The following is a 21,817-nucleotide window of genomic DNA, read 5'->3' as shown; positions in this document are numbered from 1 at the left end:
CATGACAATGCTCCGCCGAGGCGCCTCGGCGGAGCATTGTCATGGGTCACCCCGTCAGTGCGTCGCCTTCGGGGCGGGGCGCTTCCTGTACAGACTCAGCGGCACCCGGCTGATGAGGGAATCGAGGGAGGAGTTGTTGCGCCCGTCGGCCCACGTGACGTACGCGTACCCGCCGGCGATGGTGATCCCCGACCAGCGGTCACCGGGAGGACCCATCTCCCCCACCGGCTCCGTCACATGGTTGACCTGCACCGGCGCGCTGAACGAGCGTCCGTGGTCGAACGAGACGACCGAGAACGCGTCACCCGTGACGGTCCGCCACATGACACCCAGATCACCGTCGGCGCCGAAGTCGATCGCCGGCCGCTGGGCGTTCGGAGTGGAGATGACCGCCGGCCCGGTCCAGGTCCTGCCGGCGTCGGGGGTGACGTAGACCTCCAAGGTGCTGGAGTCCCGGGGCACCATGACGGCGAACCGGCCGCGGTGGGAGGGATCGGCCGCAACCCACGGGGCGGGGTCGGCAGCCGCACCCCGTGCCGGAACCGGCACCAGAGAACCGGTGCCCGCCGCGACAGGCGTGCCCAGGCCGTCGTTGACCGTCGTGTTCGTCCACGTCTTGCCGTCGTCATGGCTGACGTGGAAGTTCACCGGCTGCCCCGCCTCCTGGGAGGCGGACACGAGGATCCCGCCGTACACGGCGATCTCACGCCCCGGATAGCCGCAGACGAGCGGGATGCCCGGTGCCACCTCGATGCAGGGCATCGGGCCCGGGATCACCCGCGAGTCGCCGCTGAAGGTCTCCCCGCCGTCGGCGCTGACGGAGACCGCGCTCGGGTACTCCCACGCCGCTCCCGCTACCGCGTAGACCCTGCCCGTCGCGACGTCCACCCGCATCTTCGGGGCACCGCCGAGCAGAAGCGGCGTGGACACCGGATCGGACCAGGTCTTGCCCCCATCCTCCGACTTCGCGACCTGGTTGTGGTTCACCAGGTTCGCGTCCAGGCCCGAGCTGACCTGGTTGTTGTCCACGTACACGGTCCCCTTCGCGTCGAACTGCACGCTCGGTTCCCCGCACTTGGGCGCCGCGTCGCCCAGGGGCCACGCCGCCCGGGTCCAGGTGTCGCCCCTGTCGTTCGAGTAGGCGAGGAAACAGCCGCCGGCGACCGGCTCCAGGCCGGGCGCCGGCGGGAAGATCGTCGAGACGAACACCAGGTTCTTCGGGTTTCTCGGATTGACCGCCACCGTCGGCTGACCCTCTTTGGTGGCCGGCAGGTCGGTGACGTCGACTTCGTGAACGGCCGCGGGGCCCGCACCGTTCTGCGCCGCCGTCGCGGCAGGTGATTCACACAGGAGGAACAACGCGCAGAGGGCTGCCGCGCTTAACTTCGTGGACGTACTTCTGAACAGCACCATGTAGTCCTTAGTGTGGTTCGACGGCTCAGGAAGGGTGGCGTCACCATCGGTGGCGTCGGATCCCGCACCAGGCTAGGGACGGCCACAGCGGCGTCCGTGGGACCGCGGGACACAATCGGCTCGCCTGCGTGGGACCGCGGTACCACGGAGGAAAGGGACGCCGTCCCCCGAACGGCCCGGTCGCTGCGGTCGGGGGGTGGCGGACCCTCGACTCAAGGCTGCCGGGGGGACTGCCTGTCCGTTGCCGCCGGGATCTGGGCGGCTCGGGGTGCGGCCATGTCGAGAAGCACCGTGGCGTCGTGTTCGGGGGTTCCTGGGGTGGTGACGTACACGCCCAGGCGGTGGCCGGGGCTGCCTTCGAGTTGCATGCCCTGGAAGTTCAGGGTGATCTCGCCGACCAGGGGGTGATGGAAGGTCATACCGATCCGCAACGGGCCAACGCCGGTCGGTGGGGCGAGGTCGAAGTCATGCGGGGGTGTGTCAATTTAACGGCTGATCTTGGTTGTTGAGTGGTCAGTTGTTGCTCGGGGTCAGGCGACCCTCGAAGGCGATCTGGAACGCGTTCAGGGGTGCTTTCCAGCGCATGGTCCATCGCTTGCGGCCCTTGCCCGTCGGGTCCAGGCTCATCAGGGCCATGTAGATGCACTTGAGGGCGGCGGCCTCGTTGGGGAAGTGGCCGCGGGCGCGGACGGACCTGCGGATGCGGGCGTTGACGCTTTCGATCGCGTTCGTGCTGCAGATGACCTTGCGGATCTCGACGTCGAAGGCGAGGAAGGGCACGAACTCGGCCCAGGCGTCCGACCACAGCTTCACAATCGCCGGATACTTCCGGCCCCAGGATTCCTGGAACTCCAGGAACCGCTCCGTCGCCGCGTCCTCGCTGGGTGCGGTGTAGACGGGTTTGAGGGCCCCTGCGACCTTGTCCCAGTCCTGGCGGGCGGCGTAACGGAACGAATTCCGCAGCAGATGAACGACGCACGTCTGGACGATTGTGCGAGGCCAGACGGTTTCCACAGCCTCGGGGAGTCCTTTGAGCCCGTCGCAGACGAGCATGAGCACGTCGTCCAGGCCGCGGTTCTTCAGCTCGGTGAACACGTGCAGCCAGTACTTGGCGCCCTCGCCGCCGTCGCCGGCCCAGATGCCGAGGATGTCGCGGGTGCCGTCCACCGTCACCGCCATCACCACGTAGATGGGGCGGTTCGCGACCTTCCCGTCCCTGATCTTGACGTTGATGGCGTCCACGAACAGGACCGGATAGACGCGGTCGAGGGGGCGGTTCTGCCATTCGGCCATGCCCTCCATCACTTGGTCGGTGATGGTGGAGACGGTCTGCTTGGACACCTCGGCGCCGTACACCTCGGCGAGATGAGCTGATATCTCTCCGTGCGTGAGGCCCTTCGCGGACAAGGAGAGCACCATCTCGTCGATGCCGGTCAGGCGTCGCTGTCGCTTCTTGACGATCTGCGGCTCGAAACTGCCGGCAGTGTCGCGGGGCACCTTCACTTCCACCGGCCCGACGTCGGTCAGCACGGTCTTGGCCCGGCTCCCGTTGCGGGAGTTGCCGCTGCCCCGGCCGACAGCATCGTGGCGTTCATAGCCGAGGTGATCGGTGATCTCACCTTCCAGAGCAGATTCCAGGACCCGCTTGGTCAGCTGCTGCAGCAGCCCGCCCTGCCCGGTCAGCTGCAATCCCTCCGACCGGGCCCGTTCCACCAGCATCGCGACCAGTTGCTCGTCAGACACGGGCTGCCCGGACGGGGCAATCTCGACAGGTTCCACGGTCTCCAACTCCACGGCGGTGTAAGTCACTTGACGTCTCTCCCATGATCGTCGGATCCGCCGTTAGATTTACACTCCCTCGGCATGCTGCTCCTCGATGTGCGACTGCCGGACGACGTGCTGCCTGTTCTGTTGGGATGCCTGCTGTGCGGGGCCCTCTCCAGCGCTGCCCTCGGCATGCTTCTTGGTGTCTTTGCTCTCTGCGTGCGCGACATCTTCACCGTCATCAACCTCGCCATGTGGTTCCTTTCGCTGGCGTTGGGCCTCTTCGTTCCTCCGTCCGCCTATCCGACATGGCTGACGGTTGCTGCGCACTGGGTCCCGGGGTACCACGCCCTCAGCGCGGCCCGAAAGGTCGTGGAAAGCGGCGCTCCGGTTGGCAGTGACCTTGCGATCGAAGCGGCCCGTGCTGCCGGTTTGATCGTGGTCGGCATGTGCGCAATCACGTACTACCGCTGGCAGGTGCGCCGCGGGCGCACCTCAGGCTTGGATTGACACCACGACGGACTACACATGGCAGCAACTGCCGCCAACCTTCGACACTTCGGCTTCGACCGCGCATCGGTGCTTCGCCGAGTTACTGAGCTTTTCGGGTTGCCTTCGGGTGGTGACGTTGAGTGATCCCTGCGGTATGCCGGTGTCATGCGGTATGCGGATGGTGGGGGCCTGACTGCCGAGCGGCGGGCTACGCGTGAACGGATCCGGATGGAAGCCGGCCGTAGGTTCGAGCGGGGTGACAGAACGTCGGACATCGCCAAGGACCTGCGGGTGAGCGAGCGTTCAGTCGAGCAGTGGCGGCGCAACTGGCGTGAGGGCGGTCTGGAGGGTCTGAGGTCGAAGGGGCCCGCGAAGCTGCCGAAGCTGTCGGATGAGCGGTTCGCTCTGCTGGAGGAGGAGCTGGCGAAGGGGCCGGCGTCGCATGGCTGGGAGGACCAGCGGTGGACACTGGAACGCGTCAGGATCCTGATCGGCCGCCGGTTCCAGGTCAGTTGCGCCGCCACTGCTCGACTGAACGCTCGCTCACCCGCAGGTCCTTGGCGATGTCCGACGTTCTGTCACCCCGCTCGAACCTACGGCCGGCTTCCATCCGGATCCGTTCACGCGTAGCCCGCCGCTCGGCAGTCAGGCCCCCACCATCCGCATACCGCATGACACCGGCATACCACAGGGATCACTCAACGTCACCACCCGAAGGCAACCCGAAAAGCTCAGTAACCCACCCGTCACCGCGCTTCGTCACAGCGGCCATGGCGCGTCGGTACGCGCCTGCTGAGCCATCGTGGGGGGAAATCCGGCATTCGAGCCGCCTGACACCGGAACCTCGCTACACTTACCGCCCGTAGTCGCTTCTGCACGGTGAGGAACTCTCCTTGGCGTGCACCGGTGTGCGGGGGGATGCGTGGGGCAGCCGAAGATTTCGTTCGATTCCGCCTGCGGCTTCAGCGACAAGAAGAAGGCCCACGTCAAGGACGCGCTGCTGGGAGTGGCGGTCAGCAGCGACACGCACGCCTCCGAACAACACTGCCGCGATCAGGGCGTATGGCCGGCCGATATCCAGTCGGTGAAAGTACACGGCCGCCTGTCCGGCGGCCGCGGCGGAGCAGACGTCCTGAAGATCCTCGTCACACGGAAAAATAGAGCGAGTTCGCTTCAGGCAGCGAAGCTCATGCCCTATGACGAGGCCCTCAAGGAATGGAAGGCCTATCAGACTCTCAAGGAGACTTTCGACTCCACCCTATATGTTCCGATTGTCGCCGTCAGTAAAGGCGTACACGCCAACCGCGGCCAGGAGGCACCCTGCAGCGTGGTCGTGTACCGCCATGTCAGCGCCTGGAACCACGCTCCTGGGGAGCTCGAGGCGCTGGAAGATCTCGTCACCGCAGCCGTGACTTCGCCTGCACATCTCGAAATCTGCACGACGACGCTCACCACCGTGCTGGAATCGCTGTCTTCGAATCTGTACCACACCGCCCAATGCGAGCACATCGACCTCGAAGCGGAGAACCGCGGTCTGGGCGACGACCTGAAAGTCACGGTCAACAAGATCGAGGGCACGGGTGCCCAGCTGCGCCTCGTGTACGGCAATCCGCAGCCCGGCCAGGCCTACCCCCGGCCTACGTCCTCGGAAGTCCTGCGCAGCTCCACGTCCCCGCCAGGTCAGGGCAGAACCCTGCGGGTGGACGAGCGCGCGGACTTCACGCTGGAAAGCGTAATCAGGCAGGACGACTTCGTACGGGGGACGTTCCACGCAACCCGGGTGCAGGTGGAACTGGCCGACAGCGCCAAGCTGCCTCAGCAGTTGAATAAAGTACGGGCCGGCCAGACTGTCGAAGTGCAGGGCAAGTTGACCTCTGTGCGTGCCGAGCGGTGGTCGGCCTTCCTCCAGAAGCACTTCGGTGACGGCAACGGCTTCACCGAGGATGGCAGTGCTCAGACGCTTCAGTACGAGGGGGTGACGGTCGGGCACCCTTTGGCGGCTCTGCACACTCTTCTGGTCGCGGATGCGGAACCTCGCATGCGCACGGCGGTGCACGGGGATCTGAACCCCAGAAATGTGATCTTGTCGGGCCGTGTCCCGTACCTGATCGACAGTGCCACCTTCAGCCGGGAGGGTTTCACGCTTGCCGACGTCACCTGGCTGGAGACGTGCATCCTGCGTGATTCTATCGCCGCGCATCTGTCGTTTCCAGAGATGGTCCGCCTCCAGCGCTATCTTGGCCTGCTGACGCTGCTACGGCCCGGTTGGAGCGAGTCGGACCTCGCGTCGGCTGCCGAGTTGCTCGCGCAGGCCGCAGGCGAGGACAATCCCGCCTTGGCCCGATGTCTGCTGATTCTTTGGCGGCTGCGGTCCGGCATCTGGTCGGTGGTGCCCTCCGAGTGCCGCGCGCCCTGGTCACGGCACTACTTCCAGCACCTGGTCCTCTCAGCTTGCCGCACCTTCCGGTGGGACTCGCTCGACGAGCCCGAACGCGTACAGGTCACCGCGGCAGCCGCAGGCGTGGCCTGTGAATTCCTCGGCGTGGAAGGCGCTCTCTCCCACTGGCCGCGACAGGACCTGGATGTCGTGGCGCGTGTCCTGCTCTGCGGGAATCAAAGCGATCCGGTGACCGAAGGCCTGCTGGTCCAGGCTGCTGCGGCGGCGGACCCCGCATTGCGCAACAGAGTGATCAAGCGATTATCGGCGGGGCCTCTGCGGGAGGTCCGGCGCATTCTGCACGAACGCTCTTCGGCTGCTGCCCAGTCGGAGGACGCCGGCTGGGGTGACGACCCCTACATCGACCTGGAAGGACGTCAGCTCGCCCCGGGAGAAACCTACGTGCGCCAGGGCAACGGCGCGTTGACCGTGCAGGCACGTGACTGTCTCGCCCTGCTCATGCAGGACCCGGCCATGATTTTGATCGCGGAGCCCGGCGGTGGCACGTCGCGCATTGCCCGTGAGTTCCGTCTGCGAACAACGGCGGAGCACCACCCGCACTACCGCAGCGTGTTGCTGCCGCTGCACGCGACCGCCGAGCAGATCATGAAGTTCTTGCAGCAGCGTCAAGGCCAAGAGCGCACGGTCACGAAGTTCTTGCTGCAACTGGCAGACGAAGGCGGGATGCTGACGGAAAGGCTCCTGGAGCAGCTGGTGTCCCTGGGCGTTGTCCACCTGACGGTCGACGAACTGCACGACGTGGCGGAGCAGGACCAGCGCAAGATCCTCGCCTGGATCAGACGGCTGTCATCGAACCAGCCCCGGCTGCGCCTGCTGGTGTGCCAGCGGGCGGGCGATTTCCATCCGGCGGTTCTCAAGTGGCCGACCGTGGTGATCCATAAGGTGCGCGAGGGTGCAGCGCGCTCCTATGCGACCGAAGTGCTGCGCCGACGCCTTCCGGAGAGCTGGCAGGAACCGCTCGGCGAGTTGGACAGCCGTTTGTTCGCCGATCCCGCAGCAGGTGCGCTGCGGGACTGGGCGGGTAAGCCCCAGCCTTTGCGGCTGCTTGTGCACCATTTAGCCGAGACAGGTCAGGTTCCCGCGAACATCGGTGGGTTACTGCGCACCTATCTGGAGCACCTGCTGCACGCAGCTGCCGCCTCGGCACCACTCGAGAGCCTGCTGACGGTACTGGGCAAGTTGGCAGAAGAACTCGGATCCGCCGGTTCCTTGAGCCGGGAGCAGGCAACTGCCGTCCTTCGCAAAGCAGTCGAAGAGCTGAACGTGGTGCCCTTGGGCGTGGAGCAGATGCTGCAGATGCTGGTGCATTCCAGTGTCGTCATGGAGTCCGGTGAGCGGATCCGATTCCGTGACCCGCTGCTGCAGGCCTACTGCGCGGCCATCGCCCTCCAGCAGTACCCGGCCGATCAGCTGCCGGTGGTGAGAGAGCGCATCCTCAGGCATGGATGGCGGGACACGGCCGTGTTCCTGGTCGCCGACGAGCGCACTGATCCCGGCTGCGTGCTTGCGGTCGTGACGGCGGGCGTCGAAGCCAGCCCGTGGTACGGAGCACTGCTTTTGCAGGCGGCACCGGACCACTGTACGCAGGAGGTCCACCATGCCTTCTTGCATCATCAGAAGGAGGTGTTGCGTTCTCCCTACAGTGGCGCCCCGGCGTGGAAACGTTCTGCCTACGCTCTGGCCAAGTACGGTGTGCCCTCCGCCCAAGACGTCCTCGTCAAGATCGCTTGCTCGTCGCAGAGTCCGGCAGAGGCGGTGCAGGCATCGCTGGACGGGTTGGTGATGATGCATCAATGGTCTGTCCCCGGGGCGACGCTACGTCTGACGGACGTCGTCAGCACTCTCCTGGATGCGGGGAAAGGGGCGCGAGCTGACGTCGGGATCACGGTGCGTGCCCTGCGCAGCATCCAGGTGGCGCGGCTGGGCGAGCTTGCAGGCTATGCGTGGGCCCATGTGACGCCGGGCCGGCCCTGGGAGGTTTTGTCCCAGGCCTGGCAGGCTTTAAGACAGCTGGGTCTGCGTCCCGACCGGGCCCGTCAGCGCGCATACACCACAGGGTGCGGCTCGCGGCTCAGCGCCGTCGACGAGGCGCTTCGCACCACGGCCGACACCGAGACCGCGGATGCCTTGAACGCTGAACGACTCCAGGTGCTGGAGGAACTGGCGGCGGCTGGGGACATCGAGACTCTGCTGAAGTACCGGTTCCGGGCCGGGCTCGCTGAATGCCCCGCCTGGGCGGAGATGCTGCAGCGGGCCGTGACCGCGCACAGGGCGGGCGAGTCGATGACGTCGGCGGTTGCTGCACTCCTCGATGAGAGCACGCTGCATGCGGTGGGCATGGATTCCGTTCGGTGGAAGCGGCTCCTGGTTTTCGGCGATGAAGGTGTATGTGCGATTGCCGCGCATTACATCTTGGCGGCCAGGGACGTGGTGAGTGTGGAACTGCTTTCCGAGGTTGCCGCGCAGGGGTCGGCACGTTCCCTTTCTGTGGTGGCAGCATTCGTACATTGTCTGCCCCCCGAGGGGCACAAGGCGCTGGAACAGCTGCTGGAGCCTTTCCTGGCAGGAATGGACGCTGCGATGGTCGAAGCGGTGTCCAGCTTTGTCAGCGCAGCGGAAACCCTCAACCAGGAAACGGGCCGGCGTCTGGCGCTGCGGGTGCAGCATGCGCTGGCGCAACAGGGCCTGGCTCAGGAGGCTTTGCACTGGCCGTGGTGCACGACGTGGCGGCGTGCGCTGCCGCCCAGGGCGGAGATTCCGCTGTTCCTCGGCGAGCAAAGCCGGTTGCGTTCCTGGCGCTCCAAGGGGCCCGATGCTGCGCTGCTGTCGGTGCTGGGCAGTGCGGACGTGTTGCTCGACGCACCCTATGTGAAGCCGATGCCGTTGGCGCCGGCCCTGCGCAGGCGCCTGGGAGATCTGAAGCCCTCGACTGCGGACGGGCCCGTTGCCCACCAGTTCGTTCTGCTGGCGGCGAGTGCCGGGCTGCCTGAGGAACTGCCGTTCATCAGGCAGGTCGCGAGCGACGACTACAACCAGCAGACCGTCATCCGGCATGCACACGGCATCCATGGTCTGGTCGAGGTCACGCTGGCAGCCCACGCCGTCACGGCGATCGGATACCTGGGCATGCTGGCCGCGCTGGACGACCCGGATCTGGACGCGGCAACGATCACCGGTCCGCTCGAGGAAATGGGGCGGGGTACCGGTGACATGCACCCCAGCATGGAACGGGCCCGTCTGGTGGCCCTTGGCTACTGGGGTCAGTTGGCGCCCCTGCTGGGGGCATTGTGCATGCGGGAGGACCCGATTCTCGCGTCATCCGTGCGCAATATTGTCAATCACTGGCTGCCAGGTCCTCGAACATCCATGGGTCCGGATCCGTATTTCACGAAGGTAGCGGAGTCGCTCAGCATGGAAATGAGTGTGAAGCAGCTGCCTTCTCAGACACGCGCATTGCTGACAGAGCTTCGCATCGGTATCGAGGACAGACTGGGGCGCTATGTCATCTGACGCATCACAGACCCATCTCCTTCTTGGCGGCATCGACCACCGAGCGCCGCAAAGCAGAGGCGTCGGCCATCGCGGCCGTCCGCTCCGGCCCGGGCGGGGCGTCGTGCACACGGCGCTGGCAACGCAGCAGCTCTTCGCCCGTGCGCAGCACCTCCTCGGAGGTCAGCAGACGCAGCCGCGTCAGCTGCGAGCGCATCTCCTGGTACAGAGCCAGCGTCGGGGCCGACTCGGCGCCGGCCTGCGTCGGCAGCGAGCGCACCGCGTCAGAATGGGCCCAACTGGCTTCCAGAAACGCCACAAACGCATCCGTCAGCGCCTCGCGGGCCCATCGATGCTGCTCCCGGCGGCCTCCCACGACCGTGGTGACGACCAGTGTCGCAAGGCTCGTCGCCGCGGCAGCCCAGGCGGCCCAGGTGCTCGTATCCCCCATGCTTCGATTTTCGCCGATCGCTGCACCGCTGTGACCAGAGATTCCACCGGTACGTCAAAATCAGCTGATTTGTGTCTTGTCCGCAACAGCGCGGAGGCCGGACAGTCATACGTGACGGCCAGACTGCGCAGCAGACACGAGCACAGCAGGCTGTTCTTGGGGGGTGGCAGTCATGGGGGTTTCTAGGGCAGTTCATTACTGGCGTGCCGTATTGGGGGTGGCGCCGCCCAAGGCGCTGGAGAGGGCCATGGTCGACGTGCTGTGTACGTCACCGTCCTTGTCCGACGCCCCCACCCGCAGAGCTCTGGCAAGGATGCTGGCCCACGCGCTCAACCGCACATTCTCCGACGACGAATCCACCACACAGCTGGCACAGGAGCATCTGTCGTGGATCGTGGCACGGTGCATGGAGCACAGGGAAGCAACAGAGTCCGCCGACGCCCTGGCACGGATCGCGGGCACGGTGACCGGCGATGACAAAGTCGCGGCGCAACTGAGAGTGCTGTCGGACTGGCGGGTGGCCAGCGCCCGGCTCAGCGACGAGGACCTTGACGTGCTCGGACAGTTACTGGAAGGCAAGGCAGTCTCCAGCGCGAGGATGATCGCACGGACATGCCTGCAACCGTTCCCCGTGCACCTACCCGTCCACTGCACCGACGCGTGGAGCGTGGTGCTGTATCTGCTGCGGCGCAACGCACTGCCCACCGGCCTGCCCGTCTTCCTGGTCTTCCTCGAACACCTGGCTCCCGAGCTGGAAGCCGCTGCCAAGGACGAGCTGCGCGCCTGGGCCGACTCCTACGCCCAGTCCCAGGGTCTGCAGGAACAGCTGGCCGGATGCCGCGCCCGCGTCAAGGCCACACCTGCGGCGCCCCGCACCGAACGCACAGGGCGAGTCATGTTCGTCCTACTGGCGGACGGCCTGGACGAGGACTACTGCGTCCTTCAGGTGTGGCACCAGGACGGCCAGAGCGGACAATCACCCCCCATGCGCGAAGGCGACGAACGGGTACGCCGTCACGACCTGGGCCACCACGTCCATCAGCGACTGCAACAGTCTCTGGCCGACATCGGCCGTCCGGCCGCGCTCACCGTCGAGTTCTGGCTGCCCTTGATGCTGGCCAACCTGCCGGTCGCCCAGTGGTGCCGTCCCGCCCGCAACGCCGCGGGGACGTCGAATTACCGGGTCGTGGTGCGCAGCTTGGACCGAGACAGCCTGGAAACCACGCATTCCGCGTGGAAACAGCAGTGGGATCAGCTGATCGCAGGTCACGACTCCGGCACACAGGATCCCGCCCCCGACACTGAGACCCTGCCTGGCCCGCCGGCCCCCGGCCGACTGCTGGTGCTGAACACTCCACCGGACAGAGAAGAAGGCCGGCGGCAGCTCCTCGACGGCATCCGCGCCGGGGCACCGGCGATCCTATGGCATCGCAGCGACTGCACCTCACGATCCTTTCGCCAGCACGTGCGCGACCTCACCAAAGGCTCCCTGGCCGATCTACCCGCACGCCTGGGCGAGCTGCAGCACCAGTCGGACAGCCTGGGTACCGGACCACTGAGCGATCTGACGCTGCTGTGGGACGACCCGAACCAGCCACGCCCCGTGCTCAAAGCACTCACATCACCGGACGCGGTGGTACCCCTGTGACCTTGTTCGACGCGCAGCCGTGGCTCATCACCGCCGCACCGATCCCCGCGGTGGACCATCGATGGCGCAGTCCCCTGTCCTTCGATCCGGTCTTCCTGGAGGCCCCGGACGACTGGCCGACGGTCGCACCGACAGCACCTGCGGAGAACGCGGCCTCAGCGCTGAGCCCGCTCAGCCTGATGGGAGAAACTCCCACCCGGCCAGCCGCAAGCATCTACGACCCTCCCGAGGGCCCCGACGACGCCCCCGCGGCGCCCGGCTTGGACTTGGTCCTGGTCATCGACACCAGCCCGTCCATGACCGCCTGGTACCCGGCAGCCAACGCGATCGCTGCGTGCCTGCGCGACCTGCCGCATTTCCACAGCGTGCAGGTCATCGAAATGGCCAACCGCCGACCCGCAGGCTGTGACGATCTGTTCCGCCCGACGGACCGCCCGACCCTGCAGGCCGAGCGCTTCTCTCCCGAGCGCTCGAAGATCACTCTGGTGCTGACCGACGGTGTCGGAGCGGCCTGGAAACGCCGTCTGCTCTGGCCGGACCTGTACGAATGGGCCTCGTCGCACACCGTCGCCATCCTGCACGTTCTGCCGCACCACCACTGGTCCTTGTCCGGCATCCCCGCACAGCCCATGCAGCTGCGCGCGGTGCGCGAGTGGTGCCCCAACAGGGAGCTGGAAACGGCCCCCACCGAGCACGACAGCGCCGCCCAGGCGAGCACCGCAGGCGCGCGGGACCAGAGCATGGTCATCCCCGTACTCGAGATCCGCAAACGCTGGCTCGACCAGTGGACCCGCCTGCTCCTGACGAACTTTCTCGTGCACCAGCAAGCCCTGACTGTCACGATGTCTGTTCCCCCGAACGCCGTAGTGCCTGCACCCACCCGCGCCCAGGACGATGCACCCGACGCCAGTCAACTCATCGCGGAGTTCCACACCACCGCACCCGAGCACGCATTCAACCTGGCCATCCTGCTCGCCGTTGCCCCCTTGAACCGCTTCGTCATGCAGCTCATCGCAACCGAACTCGCCCCCGCAGCCACCACTCGCGACCTGTCCGCCGTTCTGACCAGCGGACTCCTCGTGAGCCTTGAGCCCTCCATCGGGGAAGGCAACGACTACGGCCAGATCACCTTCGACTTCTTGCCCGAGGTTCGCCAAAACCTCCTCGCCATGGGCGAATCCAGCCAGACCCACCGAGCCATTGGGCTGCTCGACACCTACCTCGCCCCCTACGCTCCCGCCTTTCAAGGCATCAGCGAACGTATGCGCCAGCCCACCGTGAAAGCACTCCCCGCCATCACCGAATGCACCGCTCCCTACCTCGAGATCGAGCACTCCCTCCTGACCGCTCTTTCCGGCGAAACAGCAGCCCACCGCGCCGTGGCCGGCGCCCTACGCGCACGGCTCGACAGCACATAGGCAGCACCTCCCCTCAGCGCTCCTGCCTCCGGCCGACGGCTGCCAGGCTGCACGTATCCGCCTTCAGCCTGCGCAGCCAGGCGGCCGCCGGCCTGCTGCTTTCAACGGATGGAGCAAGCGCTTGCGTGAGTCTTCGGGCGGTTCACGCGGGCCCGTTGCAGCGACCGGAGGAACCGTCACAGGAGCGGTCCCCGGGGGCCACGACCGGTGGCGCACCTGTTCTGTCTCCAGGCCGGGGCGTCCCTTCGCCCTGGTATCGATCGTCGACCTCCACTGCGCCCCCTTTACCTGACCGCACCACCACCTGGAGCCCTCGATCAGGTGACGCCAGGAGACTTCCATGGCCGATGACCCTGCCCCGCCTCCACCAGATCCGGCGCCGTCCCCGCGACGTCTGCGGCCTGCCCAAAGGTGCCGACGGCCTTGCCACGGCATACGAGCGTGGTGCATTCACCGAGGAGCTCGTCCTGCCTGCCAGGTATCTGCTCGGATGTGTGGCGCCGATCGTCGCCCTCGCGCTGATCGTACTGGGGGTCGTCTCCTGGCTACGGGCCTGTCGACGATCGAGTTTTCCCCAGGTCGGGCGGTTTGAGCGTCATGTAATTCCCCATCCCGAATCCTAATTGGCCATGGGTAGCGCGGAGGTCGGGATCGAGGGACCTGGTCGTCGCGGAGCCGCTCGAGTTCATCGTCCCGTGGTTCGGATGGCCGATGGGCAGCCCGGCTGGCGAGAAGAGCGTTCGTCGTGGTCGACATCACCGAGATCTACGTCCACTGGTACGCAGGCCGCTCGAAGAGCGAGCTGGCCGCGTCGCTGGGAGTGGACCGCAAGACGGTCAGGAAGTACCTGGCCCCGGCGGAACCGGCCGGGATCAGCCCGGGCGGCCCGCCGATGAGCGAGGCGGACTGGTCGAAACTGATCAAGGAGTGGTTCCCGGTCTCATCGACAGACGACTGAGGCAAGTCTGGCCGGACATCGACCAGCACCGCGACTACATCAAGAGCCTGCTCGGGACGGTGACCGTCTCGACGACCCACCAGCGCCTCCGTGACGAGCACAAGCTGCAGGTATGCGCTCGATCGAGGTGAACTCCCGGCCTCGCCAGAACGAGTGTCGATCTCCTCGTTCCGTCGCTGGGTGCATGCGACGCCGCGTTTCCCGGTCCGCGGGTCAATCCACTGCCCGAGGAAGCCGTAGTCGACCGTGGACCGACGGTTCCGGAGCTTCTACAACCTGCGGGACAAGAAGTTCCTGTCGACGGCGTGGCCGATCTCGTGGAGCGCGGCGACGGAGCGCTGCGCGTCCCACTCCCCACCCTCGCCGGTGATCGCCTCGGCGAGGCAATCCTTCTGGCTGGCGAGCAAACGCGAGCGTATCGGGATTGCTGAACAACGCTCAGAAGCGCGACCATGCCGCCGCACACCAACGGTCCGAGACCGGTCGACCGCTCGAAGAGGTAAAATCCGTCAACGCCGTTACCGACCTCTATTGTCGGTTACTTGCCGCCAGGTCGTTGAGAACAGCGTTGACCGTCGACCAACACAAATCGGCCGTGTCGAAGTCTGCGCTGTGTTTGGCTCGTTTTTCCGCGAGAGGGTGGACCAGGTTGCGGTACGTCCGGAGCAGCTCCGAAGCCATCTTGGCATCCTGGTCGATCCACCCATTGGTGTGCGCGTGCTGGACAAGATCCTGCAACCCGGTGGCGCGTAGTGGCTTGGGAAGCGGCACACCTGCGGTCCTGACTTCGGCTGCGTGGACCAGGACGCCCTCGAGGAGGCTGCCGAGCATAATGACCGCGGATGTGAAGGCGCCGTGTTCTTGGCAGATGTGTGCCTCATCAAGGCGCAGTTGAACTGCGCGGGCCAGGTCTGGGTCGTCGACGATGTCGGTGATGGCTACTTTGAGTTCCACCCGCTGTAGGCGGGGTGGCTCGTCGGGGTCGTACTCGACGAGAACGGGCTGGCCGTTGCGGTAGTCGATGCGACGGCCTTCCAGCGCCAGGACTTCCTGAAGGCGTTCGAGGACAGGGTCGTATTCGCTGGGCTGCTGCTGATATTCGCGACGGTCGGCCAATCGCAGGACGACGCGTTCGATGTCTCCGGCATCGTCTTCTTTCCGTTCGCGCAGGAGGTCCAGGATCCAGCGCTGGCGCGGACTGCCGTCGTGGTCGGGGACGTCTTCCCAGCCGGCCCGCCGGAGGAAGAGCGCCAGTTCCCAGCCACGCCGGCGTTTCATGCCGGGCTCATCGCCGCAAACCATGGCGGCGAGTTCGTCGAGGGTGCCGTCGTCGAAGTTTTCCATGTCAGGCTGCCTCGCCGTCGTCGTCCAGCTCACCGTCGTAGGGGTCGATGTCTTCATCGTCGGGTTCGGCTTCGGCCAGTCCGACCGGTGTCCATGACGCGTGAGATCCGGTGTCCTCCGTGGATGTCTCCGGCGTCGTGCGCGGGTGGATGCCCAGGTCGGTCAGGCGTTTCCACAAAGGAGCCAAGGCCTCTTCCGGTGAGAGCGCGAAGGCGCTGCTGCGTACGCGCCAGAACGTCCAGCCGGCGCGGCGCAGTTCTCGTTCCCGCTCGGCGTCGTCGTGGATCTGCTGCTTGGTGGAGTGGTAGGGGCTTCCGTCGCATTCGACGGCGAGGCGCCCGTGGTCTCCAGTGACGACGAGGTCGATGTATTTGCCGTTGACTTCCCACTGTGGCACCACGTCGTAGCCGTGTGCCTTGATGCACAGGAAGACGCGCTGTTCGAAGAGCGACTGGAAGGGGGCACAGAGTTGGTCTGGGCTGACGTTTGCCAGCTGGTGGGCGTGGGTGTAGGGCGGGGGAGGGCTTTGCATGTAGGTGAGCAGGGAGTGCCGGAGGTCCTTGCTGCTGAGCTGGTCGGCGGTCAGGGAGTGGAAGAGCCACATCTGGTCGCGGGCTCGGCTGGCGGCCACGTTGAAGCGCCGTTCGTGGTGGCGGCCGGTCGCGGCGATGACGTTGCGGCCGTCGACGACCATCGACAGCAGGATGACGTCGCGTTGGTCGCCTTGGAATTCTTCGGGGGTGCCGATCTGAATGTTGTGTCGTTCTCGGGCGGGCATGTCGATGCGCTGGTCGACGAGGTCTTGTACGAGCCGAGTCTGGTCGCCCTGGCGCAGGATGATGACGCCCATGGTGCGGTCGGCGTAGGCGGGGTCCTGGGTGAGGCGGTGGAGTTGGTCGACGACCGCTTCTGCTTCTGGCCGGTTGATCAGCTTGTCCCTGCGTCCTTCGCAGTGACCCTCGGGCACGTGGACCACTTTCAGCGGGGGGAGCCGGTCCGAGCCGTGCTGGCGCAGCAGGATGAGCTGGTTGTCGGGGTAGAACTGCATGGAGGACCACTTGATGATCTCGGGCATGCAGCGGAAGTGCTCGGTGAGGCGGATGACCTCGGTGAACCGGGATGACAGCAGTTCATACAGGTTGGATTTGGGGTCGAAGCCTTCGCGCTGCCAGGGCTCGAGTGCGGCCATGCGTTCGTCGAAGATCTGGGTGATCCGGTCGTGCTTGCTGCCGGTGTAGGAGGGCGCGCACTGGCGGTCGTCTCCGACGACGATGATCCGCGGGGCGAGCCAAAGCAGAAGCAGTCCGTTCAGACCGACCTGGCTTGCTTCGTCGACGATCACGACGTCGAAGGAGTCCGGTTCCGGGCTGATCGTTTCGGCTACCTGCCTCAGCGGCATGATCCACGCGGGTACCGCGCCTTGGGCTGTCTGCATGGCTGAGCGTGCGTGGCGTTGATGGCGTTTGCCGTACTCCGTTGTTCCCTGGCCGGCGTTGGCGATGGCGCTGGCGTAGGCGGCCAGGGCTTGTTTGTGCTTCGTGGTCATCCGGCTTACGCAATGGAGGGCCGCACGGTCGCAGACGAGTTGTTCGACCAGGTGGTTGAGTCGGGCCTCGACCTGTGCCAGCTCCCCTTCCAACTGCTCTTCACGTCCGGTAAGCAGAAACGTGTCGAGGAAGTCCTGTGCCTGACGCCATGCCCAGGCTTGGGCCAATGCGGTGAACTGGGCGCGCCAGTGCGCAGTGAGAGGATCGGCAGCGAATGCCTGTGCCAGCTCGGGGTGGGCTTCGCTCAGGCGCTGGAAGAGCTTGCCGGTCTCGCGCCGGTCCGCCTCGCGCTGGTACGCCGCCGCCAGCGCGTCCACGGCCAGCGCGTAAGCCTGCGCGTCGCGGGCGGCTGCCGCATCAGCCGCATGCTGGAGTTCCGCGACCGCGTGGGGTTGTGGCTGAGGAAGGCCAGCGAGGAGCTCGTCGAGCTGTCGGCCTGCCGCCCTGACCCGCAGCAGCTGCCGGGCCCGCGCCGTGGCGTGGCGGATGTCCTGCCATTGTTCAGAGGTAGTGACCGATGCCGGGATGCCGCTGGCCAACAGGGTCGCGTGGACTTGGCGGATGACCTTGACACACGTGTCGACGGCCTGCAAGACAGCTGCTCGGTCCAGGAGTTCGGATACCAGCAACTCGGCAGTATCCTGTCCGACGGTCGATCCGACGCCTGCCCATCGGCCGCGCAGGGTACGGGCATGGGCGCGCATCTCCAGATGGCGCACCACCGCGGCGATCTGCTCTTGGCCAGCGGGGGCCATGCCTTCGACACGGCACTGTTCCAGCAAGACACGGGCTTGTTTGAGAACGGCCGGCCGGGGCCAGCGTTTGTTCAACTGCCCGCCCTGCAGAGCGTACTGCTCCACGTTGCGGCCGCTGATCAGGAGCTCTTTCTCCCCGCTTTCGGAAAGCTGCGGTATTTCCACCTCGGGGAAGGAGGCAGCCGCTATCTCCTGCTGGGTCTGCTGGGCACGCTGTGAGGCGTTTCGGATGCTGTCCCACATTTGCTGCCATCGGCGTGCGAGGCCGTCCTGAAGTGCACGGGTGGACCACATCTCTTCGTGCCAAGAAGCGGGGTCCGCGGACAGTCCGACACTCTGCAGGGCCTGCTGGGCTTGGTCGATCAGCGATTCCAGGACCGTGAGTTCCGCGTCGCCGTGGTCGGCCAGCGTCTGGGCCAGCGGCGTGACGGGCTCCGCGCCAAGAGATTCCTCGGCCCCTCCCAGTTCGCTGATGCGGCTGGCAACATCCGTAGGGTTCGGCAGGGTGGCGGGATCGGGGCAGTAGTGGATGTGCGCGTCGAGGATTCCTGGACCATGCATGGTGACCAGCAGCCACAGCCGCTGCGCCTCATCCGTGGTCAAAGGCGGCAGCTGCTCCGGCTGGGCAGGCAGGGACGGCAGCCACTGGTATTCGACGGTGCCGCGCTCGACTGCCTGCACGATCTCGTCGAGCCGACCGCGGTACCCCGGCGCGATCTCAGGGTGCTCGTACCACTCGACTTCTCGCACCGCCCGCAGGCGCTCCCGCAGCTTGGTCTGTTCCGCCATAAGCTGGTGGCGCTGCATCTGCTGAGCCTCAATACGCTGCTGAAGCCTGTCGGGATTCGTGGTCGCGCTCAGGTGGGCCAGAGCGCCGAGCGACTGGCGCAGATCGGAGCTGCCGCCCTGCCAATGATCGCGCTGGATGACGCACATGCTACGCAGCCCGGCGGGCAGCTGGTCCCGCAGCACCTTCAAGGCCTGGCCCTTCTCGCTGGTGACCAGGACCCGCTTCCCGTCTGCGAGAAGCGCTGCGATCAGATTGCTGATCGTGTGGGTCTTTCCGGTCCCCGGCGGCCCTTGGACCACCACACTGGTGTCGTGCTGCAGCCTGTCCAGAACATCCAACTGGGCAGCATTGGTGACCATCGGGAACAATGGTTCCGGGCCCAGTGCCGGAGGGACGGAGCCGCTCCTGCTCCGCCAGGCCATACGTTCTTCCGGTTCGAGGTCGTACAGCAGCTGCGCCAGCCCCAGAGGAGCTTGCGTTCCCGGGCGTTTCAAGGCTCGGGCGATGCCCTCGAAGAAGCCCAGTACCGAGCGCTGGCCGTGCTCGCGGAGGATGAGCGCCGGCGCGTGATGCAGCGAGCGCACCTGCAGGTCCGCGGTGAGGTCGGGATGCTCCCTCCCCGGGTCGAATGGAAGCGTACGATCGACTCCGAAGGCTCGCTGTGACCACGAGCGCAAGGCCTCCGTCGCCCGTTCCGACAACGGGTGGAAGGCGACGTCATCGATATCGGAACGCACAACCCCCAGCAGCTCCGAGGTGTAGCCGTCGGACTCGCTGAGGAACTCCGTGTCTTCCAGACGGCCAGCCTGCCCCGGCACCAGGGACACCGTCATGCTGACCGAATTCGGATCAACCGTGAGCGTGACGGGGGCAGTGACGATATGCCTGCGCACCCGAGCCGAAACGCGCTCGGCCCCCAGCTGCAAGAGTCCCACCGCCAGGACGACTTCGAACGTGTCACCGTCCTGCTGGATCTTCTTGGCCATCCGGTACAGCTGCTGATGCAGACGACGCTGCGGCTCGGCCGCCAACTCCTCCTGCGCCCACCGCCTCCATCGGCCGACCCAGGCTTCGTACGCCTTGCTAACCTCCGACGTGCCGTTGTCCAACACGCTGAGTATCTCGCCCTCGCCAGCCGGGACTTCGGCTTGCTCACCATCGGTCGACGTGTCGTCGATCAGCTGGGGAGGCTCCACTGCAGCAATGGCAGCGGCCTCGACCGACACACGGCCGTGCAGGATCGCAGGCAACCGTGGTGCTTCAAGCGGGGGACGGTGCTTGACCACCATGATCCGGGAGTCGGCGTCCGGGGAACGGCGGACGAGCCCTTCGGGAACGTCCGCGAACCACACCACCTCTGAGTACTTGGCACAGTTCCTGACGGGCCGGTGGGTAGCGCCTCGCACCAGCTCCTGCAGACAGTCGACCAACACGCGAGTGTCGCGTATGGCCTTGGGATCGCTGCCATCGCGTACCGTCAGGCGGCCCATCACATCCCCCAAACGCCTGCCACCCTGGCAAGCCTTCTAGAATTCATGACCGCCGCAAGTCAGGCAATACTGCATGCCTCAGGCAAGGCTATTTTTCGACACACAGCGCCCTTCCTGCCCGAATGCTTTTCGTGGCCGATGGAGTCGCCGACGAGCGTCCGGCATCACGGCAGACTGGCGCTCAACACCGATCACACGTGAGCGGAGGCAGTCGACCCGGTTGTGTGTCGTATTCCTTCCGGCCACAACCATTACTTCACTGAACCTCTTTCATCCTGAGGAATCGCAGGTCAGTAGCACGTGGATGGCTTGGACGGTGCGGCTGATGCGGCGGGTGGAGGAGCGTGCTCGGCGCATGATGCGCCAGGACTTGAGTCGGGCGAAGGCGCGTTCACCGGGGGCTCGGAGTCGAGCGTGGTCGCGGTTGAACTGCTGGGAGTGCTCGGGCTGTTCGCTGTGGTGGTAGTACGGGGTGCGGAAGGTGCCGCCGGCGCCCTGGTAGGCGCGGTCTGCCAGCACAAGGATCTGTCGGGTCAGGCAGGCCTGGACGATGCCGTGGGCGCGGGCCGAGGTCAGGTCATGTGTTCGGCCGGGTGTCGCGCGGGAGAACCACAGAGGTGTGCCGTCCGGGCGGGCGATGACCTGCACGTTCATGCCGTGCTTCTTGTGTTTCTGCGAGTAGTACGGCTGATCGGCGCGGACGCGGTCGGTGGGGATCAGTGTGCCGTCAACGATGACGTGGTCGTCCTCACCGAGGCCGGTAAGGGCTTCGTGGAGGCCCTGGGGCCCAGGAAGCCAGCACCTCCAGGGCCTGGGGACCGATGTCCAGCGCCGCTCCCAAGACCTCAGCCGAGTACTGGCACACGTACAGGCCGCATCGCGGCAAGGACCTCCAGCCGCGCCCGGCGGCGGAACGCTTCGAGTGGACGGGCATTGCGGGGCATGGGCCCGGTTCGGAGTTCCTCGACTCGCCGACAACCGCCCTGGACCTGGGGCCGGCGGAGGGAGAAAATGCCGCCTTCCTCGCCCGCAGCGGCGTCCACGTCACCGCCGTGGACTTCTCTCTCGTCCAGGTGAACAGAGCACGGAGCTTCTGGCCGGCCTCCCCGGGCTGGAATTCGTCCACCCCGAAGCCTGCGCATTCCTCCGTGACGACCTGCGCCAGTGGTGACGCCATCTACTCAACGTGGGGCGCTGCGTGGTTCACCAACCCAGAAGATCTCTTCCCTCTTGTAGCCAAGTGCCTACAGCCCGGCGGTGTCTTCGCGTTCTCCCACCGTGAGCCGATCACCGGCCAGCACGGCGCACAGAAGATGAGCGGGAAGTGGCTGGAAGGACGCGAGGCAGAGCTGACGGTGTACCGGTGGCAGTACACCGCGCAACAGTGGGCTGACATCCTGAAGCGCCACGGCTTCATCGACATCGACGCACGGATCTTGCCCGATCCCGAGCCAACGGCACTGGGCACACTGCTGGTGCGGGCCTGGTACGCCTGACGTCTCTCAAGATACCGATTCGCTGCGAACCCGCACTTCAGGACAAGGTGAGTGGTTCGCTGACACCGTCAAGCTTCAGCAGACGGCTGCGAGGCCGATGCATGGGTAATCGACTGTTCCATTTGTAGCAGGTACTGCACCAGTGTCGCCGCGTAGACAGGAGAGTCAGGGAGGGCTGCCGACGCCCACCTTCCGGAACCCCTCCTTCGCAAGGGATCTGCACCCGGGAACGCTCGACGGTCATCACACCCGGCTGAGTGGCAGGCTGCACAAGAGGACGGCGCAGCCCGCCCACCAGTCCCCA

The 21,817-nt window shown here is 66.0% G+C and carries 14 protein-coding genes and 2 pseudogenes; 7 read left to right on the top strand and 9 right to left on the bottom strand.

The window, feature by feature from the left end; translation table 11 throughout:
• Positions 1–54: 54 nt before the first annotated feature.
• From OHU34_RS45495 to OHU34_RS45485, 3 genes are all read right to left on the bottom strand, one after another.
• Positions 55–1,413, bottom strand: a complete 1,359-nt coding sequence (locus OHU34_RS45495) for a sialidase family protein (RefSeq protein WP_331733771.1) — start codon at positions 1,411–1,413, stop codon at positions 55–57.
• Positions 1,414–1,625: 212 nt separating this feature from the next.
• Positions 1,626–1,832 (bottom strand): hypothetical protein, encoded by a 207-nt coding sequence (locus OHU34_RS45490; protein ID WP_160160063.1) that lies wholly within the window; start codon positions 1,830–1,832, stop codon positions 1,626–1,628.
• Between the two features lie 94 nt (positions 1,833–1,926).
• Complete coding sequence (locus OHU34_RS45485) at positions 1,927–3,132, bottom strand: IS256 family transposase (protein WP_235034797.1); 1,206 nt, start codon at positions 3,130–3,132, stop codon at positions 1,927–1,929.
• 144 nt (positions 3,133–3,276) lie between these two features.
• Between OHU34_RS45485 and OHU34_RS45480 the strand changes: the two genes are divergently transcribed.
• A complete protein-coding gene (locus OHU34_RS45480; protein WP_142270159.1) occupies positions 3,277–3,687 on the top strand; it encodes an ABC transporter permease in 411 nt (136 codons plus the stop codon).
• Positions 3,688–3,834: 147 nt separating this feature from the next.
• Positions 3,835–4,053, top strand: a pseudogene (locus tag OHU34_RS45475) (helix-turn-helix domain-containing protein); the annotation flags it as partial.
• A gap of 124 nt (positions 4,054–4,177) precedes the next feature.
• Here the strand turns inward: OHU34_RS45475 and OHU34_RS45470 are convergent.
• The gene (locus OHU34_RS45470) at positions 4,178–4,279 is read right to left on the bottom strand and encodes a helix-turn-helix domain-containing protein (RefSeq protein WP_160160062.1); all 102 of its coding nucleotides are present in this window, start codon (positions 4,277–4,279) and stop codon (positions 4,178–4,180) included.
• Between the two features lie 312 nt (positions 4,280–4,591).
• Between OHU34_RS45470 and OHU34_RS45465 the strand changes: the two genes are divergently transcribed.
• The gene (locus tag OHU34_RS45465) at positions 4,592–9,637 is read left to right on the top strand and encodes a hypothetical protein (RefSeq protein ID WP_331733767.1); all 5,046 of its coding nucleotides are present in this window, start codon (positions 4,592–4,594) and stop codon (positions 9,635–9,637) included.
• Between the two features lie 4 nt (positions 9,638–9,641).
• Here the strand turns inward: OHU34_RS45465 and OHU34_RS45460 are convergent, their stop codons facing one another.
• The gene (locus OHU34_RS45460; RefSeq protein ID WP_142270156.1) at positions 9,642–10,067 is read right to left on the bottom strand and encodes a hypothetical protein; all 426 of its coding nucleotides are present in this window, start codon (positions 10,065–10,067) and stop codon (positions 9,642–9,644) included.
• Positions 10,068–10,314: 247 nt separating this feature from the next.
• Between OHU34_RS45460 and OHU34_RS45455 the strand changes: the two genes are divergently transcribed.
• The 3 genes from OHU34_RS45455 (at position 10,315) to OHU34_RS45445 (ending at position 14,091) form a co-directional block, all read left to right on the top strand.
• Positions 10,315–11,715, top strand: a complete 1,401-nt coding sequence (locus OHU34_RS45455) for an effector-associated domain 2-containing protein (protein ID WP_142270155.1) — start codon at positions 10,315–10,317, stop codon at positions 11,713–11,715.
• Positions 11,712–13,133, top strand: coding sequence for an SAV_2336 N-terminal domain-related protein (locus tag OHU34_RS45450; protein ID WP_142270154.1), 1,422 nt, complete (start codon positions 11,712–11,714; stop codon positions 13,131–13,133). Before OHU34_RS45455 ends, OHU34_RS45450 begins: the two co-directional genes overlap by 4 nt.
• Before the next feature lie 745 nt (positions 13,134–13,878).
• Positions 13,879–14,091 carry a hypothetical protein gene (locus OHU34_RS45445; RefSeq protein WP_235034770.1) on the top strand — a complete coding sequence of 71 codons (213 nt, stop codon included), beginning with the start codon at positions 13,879–13,881 and terminating at the stop codon, positions 14,089–14,091.
• Between the two features lie 269 nt (positions 14,092–14,360).
• On the opposite strand, the gene OHU34_RS45440 is transcribed toward OHU34_RS45445, so the two are convergent.
• From OHU34_RS45440 to OHU34_RS45425, 4 genes and pseudogenes are all read right to left on the bottom strand, one after another.
• Complete coding sequence (locus OHU34_RS45440; RefSeq protein WP_160160061.1) at positions 14,361–14,498, bottom strand: hypothetical protein; 138 nt, start codon at positions 14,496–14,498, stop codon at positions 14,361–14,363.
• Between the two features lie 121 nt (positions 14,499–14,619).
• On the bottom strand, positions 14,620–15,435 hold the full coding sequence (locus OHU34_RS45435; protein ID WP_142270152.1) for a hypothetical protein: 816 nt from the start codon (positions 15,433–15,435) through the stop codon (positions 14,620–14,622).
• A gap of 1 nt (position 15,436) precedes the next feature.
• Positions 15,437–20,020, bottom strand: coding sequence for an AAA domain-containing protein (locus OHU34_RS45430; RefSeq protein WP_235034796.1), 4,584 nt, complete (start codon positions 20,018–20,020; stop codon positions 15,437–15,439).
• A gap of 267 nt (positions 20,021–20,287) precedes the next feature.
• Positions 20,288–20,831: pseudogene (locus OHU34_RS45425) on the bottom strand (transposase family protein); the annotation flags it as partial.
• Between the two features lie 7 nt (positions 20,832–20,838).
• Here OHU34_RS45425 and OHU34_RS45420 point away from each other — a divergent pair.
• On the top strand, positions 20,839–21,513 hold the full coding sequence (locus OHU34_RS45420) for a bifunctional 2-polyprenyl-6-hydroxyphenol methylase/3-demethylubiquinol 3-O-methyltransferase UbiG (protein ID WP_142270151.1): 675 nt from the start codon (positions 20,839–20,841) through the stop codon (positions 21,511–21,513).
• Positions 21,514–21,817 lie beyond the last annotated feature (304 nt).

The organism is Streptomyces sp. NBC_00080 (assembly GCF_045041255.1).
Classification (GTDB): domain Bacteria; phylum Actinomycetota; class Actinomycetes; order Streptomycetales; family Streptomycetaceae; genus Streptomyces; species Streptomyces coriariae.
Note: the sequence above shows the minus strand (reverse complement) of the source record. Positions and strands in the feature narration are given on the sequence as shown.